The 12,298-nt window shown below is 44.5% G+C and carries 11 protein-coding genes; 10 read left to right on the top strand and 1 reads right to left on the bottom strand.

Annotated features, from left to right (window positions below):
- Positions 1-11 precede the first annotated feature (11 nt).
- The 8 genes from preA (at position 12) to CN378_RS09680 (ending at position 9,447) form a co-directional block, all read left to right on the top strand.
- Entirely contained in the window at positions 12-1,298 is a 1,287-nt protein-coding gene (preA, locus tag CN378_RS09715; RefSeq protein WP_098351689.1) for an NAD-dependent dihydropyrimidine dehydrogenase subunit PreA, read from the top strand.
- 16 nt (positions 1,299-1,314) lie between these two features.
- Positions 1,315-2,742 carry a dihydropyrimidinase gene (gene hydA / locus CN378_RS09710; protein ID WP_098351688.1) on the top strand — a complete coding sequence of 476 codons (1,428 nt, stop codon included), beginning with the start codon at positions 1,315-1,317 and terminating at the stop codon, positions 2,740-2,742.
- Positions 2,743-2,877: 135 nt separating this feature from the next.
- A complete protein-coding gene (locus CN378_RS09705; protein WP_483295076.1) occupies positions 2,878-4,344 on the top strand; it encodes an NCS1 family transporter in 1,467 nt (488 codons plus the stop codon).
- 36 nt (positions 4,345-4,380) lie between these two features.
- Positions 4,381-4,587, top strand: a complete 207-nt coding sequence (locus CN378_RS09700; RefSeq protein WP_098351686.1) for a hypothetical protein — start codon at positions 4,381-4,383, stop codon at positions 4,585-4,587.
- Positions 4,588-4,607: 20 nt separating this feature from the next.
- The gene (locus CN378_RS09695; RefSeq protein WP_098351685.1) at positions 4,608-4,796 is read left to right on the top strand and encodes a hypothetical protein; all 189 of its coding nucleotides are present in this window, start codon (positions 4,608-4,610) and stop codon (positions 4,794-4,796) included.
- A 52-nt stretch (positions 4,797-4,848) separates the two neighbouring features.
- Positions 4,849-6,441 carry a PucR family transcriptional regulator gene (locus CN378_RS09690; RefSeq protein ID WP_142323591.1) on the top strand — a complete coding sequence of 531 codons (1,593 nt, stop codon included), beginning with the start codon at positions 4,849-4,851 and terminating at the stop codon, positions 6,439-6,441.
- Between the two features lie 162 nt (positions 6,442-6,603).
- Positions 6,604-8,070: a CoA-acylating methylmalonate-semialdehyde dehydrogenase gene (locus CN378_RS09685; RefSeq protein WP_098351683.1), complete on the top strand. Its 1,467-nt coding sequence runs from the start codon at positions 6,604-6,606 to the stop codon at positions 8,068-8,070.
- 21 nt (positions 8,071-8,091) lie between these two features.
- The gene (locus CN378_RS09680; RefSeq protein ID WP_098351682.1) at positions 8,092-9,447 is read left to right on the top strand and encodes an aspartate aminotransferase family protein; all 1,356 of its coding nucleotides are present in this window, start codon (positions 8,092-8,094) and stop codon (positions 9,445-9,447) included.
- Positions 9,448-9,537: 90 nt separating this feature from the next.
- Here CN378_RS09680 and CN378_RS09675 read toward each other — a convergent pair whose 3' ends face one another.
- Positions 9,538-10,464, bottom strand: coding sequence for a VanW family protein (locus CN378_RS09675; protein ID WP_098351681.1), 927 nt, complete (start codon positions 10,462-10,464; stop codon positions 9,538-9,540).
- A 130-nt stretch (positions 10,465-10,594) separates the two neighbouring features.
- Between CN378_RS09675 and CN378_RS09670 the strand changes: the two genes are divergently transcribed.
- Both CN378_RS09670 and CN378_RS09665 read left to right on the top strand, forming a co-directional pair.
- Positions 10,595-11,413, top strand: a complete 819-nt coding sequence (locus CN378_RS09670) for a hypothetical protein (protein ID WP_257141092.1) — start codon at positions 10,595-10,597, stop codon at positions 11,411-11,413.
- A 133-nt stretch (positions 11,414-11,546) separates the two neighbouring features.
- Entirely contained in the window at positions 11,547-12,149 is a 603-nt protein-coding gene (locus CN378_RS09665) for a DedA family protein (RefSeq protein WP_257141091.1), read from the top strand.
- Positions 12,150-12,298 lie beyond the last annotated feature (149 nt).

Raw genomic sequence — 12,298 nt, 5'->3', positions numbered from 1 at the left:
GGGGGAAATTCATGGCAAATGTAAGCATCGATTTAGCGGGAATCAAATCACCTAATCCTTTTTGGTTAGCGTCGGCTCCACCGACGAACTCAGGATATCAGGTTCAAAGGGCTTTCGAGGCCGGTTGGGGCGGCGCCGTCTGGAAAACATTGGGTGATCCTATCATAAATGTCTCTTCACGGTTTGCAGCAGTTAGCTTTAATGGGCAGAGGGTAGCGGGTTTCAATAATATCGAACTCATTACGGATCGCCCGCTGGAAGTGAATTTAAAAGAAATATATGAAACGAAGAAGAGATTTCCCGGTCACGCCATCATTGCTTCACTAATGGTCGAACCGAAGCAGGAAAAATGGCATGAAATTGTCAAGAAGGTCGAAGATGTTGGTGTCGATGGGCTGGAATTGAATTTTGGATGTCCCCACGGGATGGCTGAACGGGGGATGGGATCGGCATCTGGACAGGTACCTGAGCTGGTGGAGAAACAAACCCATTGGGCAAAGGAAGTGGCCAAAACCCCGGTCATTGTAAAACTGACACCGAATATTACAGACATTACCGTGACGGCTGAAGCAGCTGTTCGGGGCGGTGCGGATGCTGTCAGTATGATTAATACCATCAACAGCCTGGCCGGGGTAGATCTTGATTCCTGGAATACCATTCCGCACGTTGCCGGCAAGGGTGCTCACGGAGGCTACTGTGGACCGGCCGTGAAGCCGATTTCCTTGAACATGGTGGCAGAATGTGCACGGAATCCGAGAATCAACGTCCCGATATCAGGTATGGGGGGAGTGTCTAACTGGCAGGATGCCGTCGAATTCATGCTGATGGGTGCTTCAGGAGTCCAGGTATGTACAGCTGCCATGCATCACGGTTTCAGGATCATCGAGGATATGCTGGATGGCTTGAATAATTATCTGGATGACAAAGGGATAGCATCAGTGCAGGAAATTGTAGGGAAGTCGGTCCCTAAATTTTCCGATTGGGGTAATTTGGACCTTAACTATAGCGTGGTGGCCAAAATCAACAATGATATTTGCATCAATTGCAATAAATGCCACATTGCATGCGAAGACACCTCTCATCAATGCATCGACATGCTGAAGGACCCAGGTGGCAACAGTTACTTAAAAGTAAGGGAAGAAGATTGTGTCGGATGTAATTTATGCTCGATTGTCTGTCCCGTCGATGGTGCCATTGACATGATTGAAGTTCCGAGTGGGCACATGCCGATGTCCTGGAACGAACGTCAAGCGGCAGTGAGTAACCTTTCGGGATCTAAAGTGAATGCAGTGAAATAATTCAGGAGGTAGGGTAATGGACAAAATCATTCAAAATGGAATTATTGTAACAGCAACAGACACGTATAAAGCCGATATTCTTATTCAAGACGGGAAGATAGCAGCCATCGGAAGAGGATTTGATACAGGAAACAGAGAAGTGATCGATGCCAGTGGCAGATATATTTTCCCCGGAGGAATCGATCCGCATACCCACCTTGAGATGCCCTTTGGAGGGACGGTTTCAAAAGATGACTTTGAGAGCGGCACGATTGCCGCTGCATTCGGAGGGACGACGACCCTAATAGATTTCTGTTTGACAAATAAGGGAGAACCTCTTCAAAATGCCATCGATACATGGCATCAGAAGTCCAGGGATAAAGCTGTCATCGACTATAGCTTTCATCTGATGATCGGTGAAATCAATGAAGACGTCCTCACTCAACTCCCTGAAGTCATGGATCAGGAAGGGATCACGTCTTTCAAAGTATTCATGGCTTATAAAAATGTATTCCAGGCAGACGATGAAACACTATTCAGGACCCTTGTTGCTGCAAGGGAGCTGGGGGCACTCGTCATGGTTCATGCAGAGAATGGCGATGTCATTGAATACTTAACCGAAAAGGCATTAGAAGAAGGAAAAACGGAACCGATTTATCATGCCTTGACGAGACCTCCTGAACTCGAAGGGGAAGCCACCGGCCGTGCAGCGAAGCTAACAGGACTGGCGGATTCCCAGTTATACGTCGTGCATGTCTCATGTTCTGAAGCGGTGGAACAGATTACAACGGCAAGAAGCAAAGGTTTGAATGTATGGGGAGAAACCTGTCCTCAATATCTTGTGCTCGATCAGTCCTATTTGGAGCGTCCTCATTTTGAAGGGGCCAAATATGTCTGGTCGCCCCCCCTCAGAGAGAAGTGGCATCAGGAGGTTTTATGGAATGCCCTGAAGAGCGGTCAACTTCAAACCCTGGGTTCTGATCAATGTTCATTTGATTTCCAGGGGCAGAAGGATCTTGGGAAAGATGATTTCACTAAAATTCCGAATGGCGGGCCGATCATAGAGGACCGTGTATCCATATTATTCTCAGAAGGAGTTGAAAAAGGCCGGATCAGCTTGAACCAGTTTGTGGATATCATGTCTACAAGAAGCGCCAAGTTGTTTGGATTGTATCCTCAGAAAGGAACGATTGCAGTAGGATCGGATGCGGATATCGTCATCTTTGATCCCGATGCAGAGAGGGTCATTTCTGCTGAGACCCATCATATGGCAGCTGATTATAATCCATTTGAAGGCATGAAAGTGAAAGGTGAGCCTGTTTCTGTATTATCAAGAGGTGAATATGTCATTAAAGATAAACAGTTTGCAGGGAAACAGGGCTCAGGTCAGTATATTAAGAGAGCAAAATACGGTAAGCTCCTTTTAAATGAAGAGAGTGAATCACTTCAATCATCCAAGTCCTGATCACCGTCATCCATCCTATCTGTAGAACTACTCCTATGAAAACGAGGTGTGGAGTCTTCCATTTCTGCACCCGCTTTCCTCTCTCGTATGAAGATTGGTTTTGCCATTCGAAGCAAACGCTAAGGGGTGTTCATGTTGAAAAGAAGTTACTTAAAGTCTCCTGATTTACTTCCGATTAAAGCAAGCGAAAGAAAAATCACAAAGCTTGGTTATTCATTTATGTGGGTAGGGATGGTTGTCGTTCTGGCAACCTTTGCAATCGGCGGGGCCGGGGTCGTGTCTTTGCCATTACCCCTCGTCGTTTTAGCCACGATCATCGGCTCTCTGGCAATAGGTCTTTTTATTACCTTAACAGGTGATATAGGGATCGAGCATGGAGTATCATTCCCCGTCTACATGAGGGCACCATTCGGGACCATCGGGACGCATATCCCATCCGTTGTCCGGGGGCTGGCAGCTTCCATGTGGTTTGGGATTAACACTTATTTCGGCGCCACGGCCATGAATGGAATTCTAAATATATTATTTGGCTTTGATAATTGGTTTGTATGTTTCCTGATTTTTGCGGTTCTCCAGCTGGTGAATACGGCTCTTGGAATTAAAGCCGTAGAACGCTTTGCAGACCTTGCTGCCCCGGTCATCATTCTTATTTCCGTCTGGATGTATTCATCTCTATCAGATTCTGCCGCAGCACAAGGGAGAGATATCTGGAACTGGGTGGAAAGCCCTGTGACAGGGGTGGCGACCTTTACCGCTTTCCTGGTTGTGGTTTTTAGTAACATGGGATTTTGGGCCACGCTTTCAGCGGATATCCCGTCCATTTCACGCTTCATGAAAGCTCCAAGCAATGAACGGAATTGGTTCAAGAGAAATCGGAGCTCTCTCATCGGGAACCTTGTAGCGTTACCGATCACTCAGGCCTTTATGGTCTTGATAGGGGGAATCTCCTATATTGCCGTCCTGAACTATGATCCTGTAGTAGCCCTGCAGGAAGCTGCAAGCGGATTTATTTTAGGAATCCTACTCCTGATGATCGTCCTTGCACAATGGTCGACCAATATTGCAGCGAATATCGTCCCGGCAGCTACCATCTTCTCAAATGTGGGAGGACCAAAATTCCCTTTCTGGGCAGGGGTATTGACTGCAGGGATCGTTGGTACGATCGTTCAGCCCTGGAATCTTTTCGGAGTCATCATCCCGGTCCTTCTATTTGTAGGTGGAATTCTATCTGCCATCGTCGGTATATTGATTTCAGATTACTATTTTATTAGAAAGCGACGCGTTAATGTGCCCGCTTTATATGAAGACAGGGGACAATTCAGTTATATGAATGGAATCAATCTGGCAGGCTTCATCTCATGGATCCTCGGGGCTGTCGCTTCATATTTCGTTCCCAACTTTTCATTTTTGGTTGGATTCGGAATAGGCGCCCTTTGCTATTATGTATTAGCAAAATACTGGTGGTTCAAAAAGTATGAGCAGGCTGAAATCTCTGATCCGAGTGACGAGAAATATCTTGGAATGTCAGTAGGACGTGATTGGATCATTGAGGAAGAAGAAACCGTCCCCGTGGAATCCCCGACGGGTACAAGTTTTTCTTGAATCATACATCACTTGAGGGAATGAAAGGGTGTCGAGATGTCAGATTATCAAGAGTTTTTAAGTGAAAGGGATAAGATTGACTTTCTCCTGCAAAAAGGATTCAAAATGGAGAAGGTAACCGAAAATCTCAGTGGTGCCTTTGTTGTATTTAAGCATCCCGAAAACAAAAGAAGTGCCACTTTGCATGTAAAAACGGCCAATGCACGAAAGTATTTTTCAAATCTTATATTTCATGCGCAATAACTATTAAGGGGGGCACCTGGATGAGTAGCATGAAGGACTTGCATACAGGTAAAGAATGGTCGCTCCATCCACTTAAAATGGAAACGACGGATGACTTGATCGATTGGGTGTTAACCGTGCTGTCTTCTAAACACCTGAGTGAGGAAGAACTGTTGAAGTGGTGGAGTGAGGAGATACAGTTTGCGATCCCCCATATTGAAGAAAAATGAAGGATTGGTTCTGCCAATCCTTTTTCTCCATTTATCACGGAAGGAGAGAAGCATGAAGAGTCATTACTATTTTTCGGTGAAAGATATTCTGGAAAGAAAATATTTTGAACATGCCAAAGTGATTGCTGGACACAACGGGCTCGCAAGGCAAGTCAAATGGGTCCACGTAGTTGAAGTGACGTCGATCAAGAACCTTCTTAACGGTAATGAATTGATCCTTTCGACCGGCATTGCCCTGCAGGAAGAAGGCTGCTTCCTATCCCTTATTCAACAGTTGGTGGATTGTGATGCAGCTGCTATCTGCATTGAGCTTGATACGAATATCTCAACCATACCCCAAACTGTGCTGAAATGGGCCGATACGTATGATTTCCCGATCATTGTGTTTGAAAGAGAAGTCCCTTTTGTGAGTATCACGCAGGATATCCACACTAGCATCATCAATCAGCAGTATGAGAGAATCAAGAAACTCGATTCCTATGGGCAGAACTTGAACAAACTGCTGCTTTCCTTCAATCACTGCAGGGATATTCTTCAAGTTCTACATAAAGAATTGGATGTGCAGGTGCTTTTTCAGTTAAAAGAACAGGGTGTAGAAATTCATCCCCATTTGTGTTCTCCTGAAGAAGAGATTCTCCTGAACAAATACTATAAGCACAAAGAGGCTCACGATCATCATTTTGCTTCGGCAAAGGTGATCCTGTTTGATCAGGAATATGCCGAGTTGTGCATTTACCGGTTTGATCACCCTTTCAGTGAATATGAGCTGCTGATCCTCGACCGCACGTCAACGGCACTTGCTCAATATCTGATGAGAGAGCTGTACTTCAATGAACAAAAACGCTTGGAAGAATCAAAATGGATCATGTCATGGTTAAAAGGAGAGCAATCTTGCGAGAGACTTGCCGCTTTTATGGCTGAACAGAAAATATCGATCCATGGTGGTGTGGTATGTATTTGCAGGACGGAAGAGAAGGAGAAACTTGACTTCCCCTTCTTTAACCTGGTGGCAAGAAGTATTTTTGAGCAATGCGGCTTCCAGGTGGTACCTGAAAAGATGGGGGAAGATGTAATCTTTATCCTGCTTGATACACGGAAAGCTGCTGATTGGAAGTCCCGGTTGACGGATGCCTATGAAAGGATCCTTAAATCAGTATTCTTTAAGGATTCATCTCAAACACTATTTGCTACTGGTAAATATCAACTGGAGATGATGGCTATTCATAAGAGCTACGAAACCGCGAGAGAAACCCTTAAGTTCAGATCTAAAAACGATGATAGGGGAAGGTATTATTTCTTTGATGACCTTCATTTAATCAGGTTGATATCCATTGTTAATGAGAACGTAAATCTGTGGGAAATGATAGAAGAGTATCTTTCCCCCTTACTACATTATGACCGGGAGCATGACGGTGACCTCATGAAGACACTTAAAGTCTTTCTGTCATGTCATGGCTCCAAGCAAGAAACCTCCAAAAGGTTATTTATTGTCAGACAGACACTGTATCATCGTCTTAAGAAAATAGAAGATCTATTAGGTGAGGACTTCATGACTCCTGATAAACGTGTAGCAATCGAATTTCTCCTCGCGGCAGATGAGTATTTGCAGCCCCTTAGTTTTATGCAAAGGACGAAGATACATTAGGGAACGTTGATTCAAGTCCCGAATCTTCTAAGTGTCCAGTGAAAGAGCATCGTTATTTTACACATTGTCTAATGAAAGCCCTGTCAACTTCTTTCATAATGGAAGTATCCAGCATACAGAAAATTCTGCATTCATACAAAGGAAAATAAGGAGGAACTAAATATGACGGTCATAAAAAAGGATGTAGCGGTATTAAAGAATTACATTGGCGGCAAGTGGGTGGACTCTCTCAGCTCCCAGACCTTGGAGGTATTGAATCCAGCCACAAATGAAGAGATTGCAAGGGTTCCCATCTCGACTAAAGAAGATGTTGCATTGGCTGTGAAAGCAGCAAAGCTTGCGTCCCAAATCTGGAAGAAAACCCCTGTGCCAAAACGGGCTCGTATTCTCTATAGATACCATTCCCTGCTTTCAGACAATCACGATGAGCTTGCGAAACTAGTTGTGCAGGAAAATGGAAAAGCATACAAAGAAGCGTACGGCGAGGTGCAGCGTGGATTGGAATGTGTAGAATTCGCTTGCGGAGCACCTACGTTAATGATGGGAGAAACATTAAGCGGCATCGCCGAGGATATCGATTCTGAGATGTTCCGGTATCCACTCGGGGTCGTAGGGGGGATCACCCCGTTCAACTTCCCTATGATGGTCCCTTTATGGATGTTTCCGCTTGCCATCGCATGCGGAAATACTTTCGTATTGAAGCCCTCTGAAAGAACCCCGATTTTAGCCAACAGACTAGCGGAACTGTTGACCGAGGCCGGAATGCCGGATGGCGTCTTAAACGTAGTGCACGGCGCCCATGATGTAGTGAATGGCTTACTGGAGAATAAGGATGTCTCTGCCATATCGTTTGTCGGATCACAGCCGGTGGCGAAATACGTTTATCAAGAAGCTGCTTCCCAAGGGAAAAGGGTGCAGGCATTATCCGGAGCCAAAAATCATCATGTCGTCATGCCTGATGCGGATTTGACGAAAGCAGCGGAGCATATCATCAGTTCAGCATTCGGCAGTGCAGGGCAGAGATGCATGGCATGTAGTGCAGTAGTGGTGGTCGGGGACAATGAAGAGTTCGTCAAGGCTTTAAGTAAAAAAGCAGATGAATTATGTATCGGGAATGGAATGGATGAGGAAGTACTGCTTACTCCGGTCATCCGGAAGGAAAATCGGGAAAAAACCCTCGGCTATATCGATAAAGGCATAAAAGAAGGGGCCTCCCTCATCAGGGACGGCCGCAAAGAGATGGAAAATTTCAAGGAAGGAAACTTCTTGGGTGCAACCATCTTCGACCATGTCACACCTGAAATGACGATTGCTAAAGAAGAAATGTTCGCCCCTATCCTCAGCCTTCTAAGAGCGGATGATTTGGACCAGGGACTCGAATACATCCGTCAGTCCAGATATGGGAATGGTGCCACGATTTATACAAAAGACGCAGGGGCCGTCAGGCAGTTCAGGGAGGAAGCAGATGCCGGGATGCTTGGTATCAATGTTGGGGTACCTGCAACAATGGCATTCTTCCCATTTTCGGGATGGAAGGATTCTTTCTATGGAGATATGCATGTAAACGGGAAAGACGGAGTAAATTTCTATACTAGGAAGAAAATGATCACTTCCCGATTTGATTTTTAATCGGGGTTAGGGGGAACCTTCATGGTAAAAGCAGGTCAATCTCAGAATGTATGGTCGAAGCGGGATGAGAAACTCATCTGGCACTCAATGAAACCGTATAATCCAGAGGGAACAATGGTTGTGACAGAATCACACGGATCGTGGATTATAGATCAGGATGGACAGAGGTATCTTGATGGAATGGCGGGATTATGGTGTGTAAACGTTGGATATGGGCGACAGGAATTAGCTGAAGCTGCATACGAGCAGCTCAAAAAAATGGCTTATTTTCCCCTTACCCAAAGTCATCAGCCTGCCATTGCACTGGCAGAGAAGCTGAATCAGCTACTTGGAGAGGACTATGTCTTCTTCTTCTCCAACAGTGGATCTGAAGCCAATGAGACAGCCTTTAAGATCGCCCGCCAATATCACCAGCAAAAGGGCGGTCATGGAAGATATAAGATTTTTTCCAGATACAGGGGGTATCACGGTAATTCCATGGGGGCGTTAGCTGCCACCGGTCAGGCTCAGCGTAAATATAAGTATGAACCATTGGCTCCGGGCTTCCACCATATTGCACCTCCCGACGCGTATCGAGATGAAGTGACAGTGGGAGATCCCCATGACCTTCCAGGAATAAAGGCCATTGATCAGGCCATGACATGGGAACTAAGTGAAACAGTGGCCGCCCTGATCATGGAACCCATCATCACGGGCGGGGGGATCCTCATGCCACAGGATGGCTATATGAAGGCAGCCAAGGAAGTGTGTGAGAAGCACGGTGCCCTTTTGATAGTAGATGAAGTCATTTGTGGTTTTGGACGGACCGGAAAGGCATTCGGCTTTATGAACTATGATGTAAAGCCGGATATCATCACAATGGCGAAAGGAATCACCAGTGCATACCTCCCTTTATCCGCCACTGCTGTGAAGCGTGAGATCTATGAAGCGTTCAATGGCTCTGAAGAATATGATTATTTCCGTCATATCAACACGTTCGGAGGAAATCCTGCAGCCTGTGCCCTGGCATTGAAAAACATTGAAATCATGGAAAATGAAAAGCTCTTTGAACGGTCGGCTTATCTTGGGGAAAAAGCATTGAACACATTGAAGAATCACCTGCAAGATCACCTGAAAGTGGGAAATGTCAGAGGAAAGGGCCTCTTGATCGGAATTGAAATGGTGGCTCATAAAGAAACCAAAGAACCATTAGAGCTGGATAAAGTAAATTCGGTCATAGCTTATTGCAAGAAGCATGGAGTGATTATCGGAAAGAATGGGGCTACCGTTGCCGGATACAATAATGTCCTGACGATATCACCACCGTTAAATATAGAAGAAGAAGACTTGGATCGATTATTATCAACGGTCATTGACGGAATTCAACAACTGACATAATCAGGATAAATGCCTCCCAGCGTACAAATGGGTTTATCCGATCGCAATCTTTAGTATTGAAGGCACCCCTCAGAAAGCGGGGGTGCCGTTTTAATTATGAAAAAAGTGATCTACTTGTTTTTCCTGAGGTAATTCCTGGGAAGCACTGGGAACCTTTCTTCTTTTTACATTGACAAGATCTGATGAATAGATGGTTACGATTACTTGTCCTCCTGCAATTTTCGCCCGAATGAGAAGCGGTTGGTTGTATGCGTTTTTAAAGGTGAAATCAGGACCGTACCAGCTTACGGTAGCATCCCTTCCCTCAGGGACGTATGGAACTCTTTTCGAGTGATGATATCGTTCCAATATGGCAACTCCTGCTTGATCCACTGCATTATATAGGGTGGACGATACCTGGCAGATACCTCCCCCAATATCCTCTGATAGTTCCCCTTTTACAATGACGGGAGCTTTTTTATATCCCTTTTCTTTCGTTCTTTTTCCCACCACTCCATTAAAGGAGAATACTTCTCCGGGAAACACAACCGTATTGTTGATTTTTTCTGTTGCCAGGGCTATATTTTGTGTTCGCTCCTCATTTTGTTTATTGAAATATGTGACGTATTGTCCTATTTTTTGAGTTCTTATGTGAGCAAGTATCTCACTATCCACCTTGGGATAAAGTGTCAACAGGGGAGGCTGGAATTTCACGGATCCGTTTGAGAAGAAGAATCTTTCGACCGCCTCACGAAATTTTCTCTCATTGAGCTTATAGCCGGCCTGCTCGGAGACAATCCGGCCATTTTCGTTTATATAGGCATTAAGAGGTTGGGTGTAAACCGAATTCTGTACTTGAGACAGGAAATTCTCATAATGGTTTTCGTTTATTAATGGTTCATCCAATAATTGTACATCCAAGTATTGTCGTTCTACCGAAATGGGTGACTGATTTGGGGTTTTGATATGTAATTCATCATGACTTACCATTGCCGGTAACGCCAGAAGACCAATTGAAGCCAGTTTAGCAAGTAGCATGTGGATCCTCCCTTTCGTTGGTAGTATCCGTAAAGTCGGATTTTTTCATGTTCGGCCATGATTGCCAATAATTGAGTGAATGAATCAGCAATTGGAGGACAAAAACTAAGGGAAAAAAGAGGTTTCGTACATGCTTTTTATGCTGAGATTCACGATTGTCGTGTCATTGCTCTTTGTATTTGGAGCCAGGCAGGCAGTTGCCATGCCAAGTTTTCAAGTAGAAATCCTGCCCTGGGAACAAATAAAGGAAATCATTCCAAATCAATCCTACTTTACAATCATTGATGTAGATACCGGAAAATCTTTTAAAGTCCAGAGAAGGGCAGGAAGTAAACATGCGGATGTGCAGCCGGTTACAGAAAAAGACACGAAAATAATGAAAACCATCTATGGTGGTAAATGGAGCTGGGATCGCCGTGCGATACTTGTGTTGGTAGGTGACCAACTCATCTCCGCTTCCATGAATGGAATGCCTCATGGAGCAGGAGCACTCCAAAATAATTTTCCGGGACATTTCTGTGTTCATTTTTATGGAAGTACGACCCATAAGACTCCCACCCCGGACTTGGCCCATAAAGTCATGATATTGAAAGCGGGTGGTGCACTGGACCAATTTTTATACCAATTAGATCCATATGAATTGATCAATGTGCTGGAGATTGCCATAAATCAACAGGACGAAAGACTTCTTTCACACATTATGACCGGAAACAAACGATCAAGAACAAACATCCTATCCTCGGTTAAACATATCCAGATTACACAAAGATCGATGCTGCCTGTAGAGGATTTGCATGCTCTTGTGGCAATGAAAATCCAGTTCAGAGTGAGATGGAGCCGGTCCGATCATTCTCAAGAGGAAAAAAATGTACAGTTTTATTTATGGAAAGATTCATTGGAAGATCAGTGGAAAATCGTTGGTAAAACATTCGCTGCTGAAATAAAATAGTTGAATCATCCGGTAACATTATTTCCCTCCAGTGGATGAAATCTTATCCTTCATTTGCGTTTTTAAAAGCTTAAATAGGGAAAAGGGTATATAAATGAATCGTGGAGGGAAAGAACCGATGTTGGAGTTTGTCATGAATTTAATAAAGGAGTTAGGAATGTGGGGCTTATTCGCTGGAAATGCCATTGAAGCGTCCTCCCTGCCTTTTCCGGGCGCCCTTGTAACCCTGACGTATGGGTATGCTCTGGACCCGTCCTGGATGAAACTGTTGATATTGGCCATCACAAGCAGTGTAATCTATACAATATTTAGTTATATCCCATATGGTATCGGATTTAAGCTAAAGGACAAGATCAAAGAGAAAACCAGCTCAAAGAAAATAGAAAAGGGTCAGAAATGGTTCCGGAAATGTGGCTTATGGAGCATAGCGATTACGAGACCACTGGGCATCGGTAATTATATCTCGTATGTGGCAGGTATCAGTAAAGTGAATAAGTGGAAATTTGGAGGATTGACCTTCATAGGGATATTCCCGATTACCCTCACGATGTTGATCGTCGGTAAAAATGGAAATTTAAAATCTGTCCAATCCCTGATGAGTCATGTCCAAACCTACCTGCTGATCGGAGGGGCAGTACTGATTACCGGTTACTTACTATATAAGTTCATGTATAAACCAAAAGCAAAGTCCAACTGTTTACACGATGAGTCAAGTATCGCTAAACAAGCAGAATAGACGAGGTGGAATTCGCTCCTGATTAAAGGAAGCGGATTTTTTTTGCAATCCAAAAACAATTTACGTAAAAATCTGCTTCCTCAATCTACTACATGCTTCAGCCCTTATCGGTATGATATAATGAATAGTCGAGAATAGCAGATTTACTT

The sequence above is a fragment of the Bacillus sp. AFS015802 genome (assembly GCF_002561455.1).
Lineage (GTDB): Bacteria > Bacillota > Bacilli > Bacillales > Bacillaceae_B > Rossellomorea.
This window is presented reverse-complemented; position numbering and strand designations above follow the sequence as displayed.

Excerpts from the sequence above, each read along its gene's own strand:
- CN378_RS09675 (WP_098351681.1), bottom strand. The coding sequence starts at position 10,464 with ATGCTACTTGCTAAACTGGCTTCAATTGGTCTTCTGGCGTTACCGGCA.
- CN378_RS09685 (WP_098351683.1), top strand. The coding sequence starts at position 6,604 with ATGACGGTCATAAAAAAGGATGTAGCGGTATTAAAGAATTACATTGGC.
- CN378_RS09700 (WP_098351686.1), top strand. The coding sequence starts at position 4,381 with ATGTCAGATTATCAAGAGTTTTTAAGTGAAAGGGATAAGATTGACTTT.
- CN378_RS09670 (WP_257141092.1), top strand. The coding sequence starts at position 10,595 with ATGCTTTTTATGCTGAGATTCACGATTGTCGTGTCATTGCTCTTTGTA.
- CN378_RS09665 (WP_257141091.1), top strand. The coding sequence starts at position 11,547 with ATGAATTTAATAAAGGAGTTAGGAATGTGGGGCTTATTCGCTGGAAAT.
- hydA (WP_098351688.1), top strand. The coding sequence starts at position 1,315 with ATGGACAAAATCATTCAAAATGGAATTATTGTAACAGCAACAGACACG.
- CN378_RS09695 (WP_098351685.1), top strand. The coding sequence starts at position 4,608 with ATGAGTAGCATGAAGGACTTGCATACAGGTAAAGAATGGTCGCTCCAT.
- CN378_RS09690 (WP_142323591.1), top strand. The coding sequence starts at position 4,849 with ATGAAGAGTCATTACTATTTTTCGGTGAAAGATATTCTGGAAAGAAAA.
- preA (WP_098351689.1), top strand. The coding sequence starts at position 12 with ATGGCAAATGTAAGCATCGATTTAGCGGGAATCAAATCACCTAATCCT.
- CN378_RS09680 (WP_098351682.1), top strand. The coding sequence starts at position 8,092 with ATGGTAAAAGCAGGTCAATCTCAGAATGTATGGTCGAAGCGGGATGAG.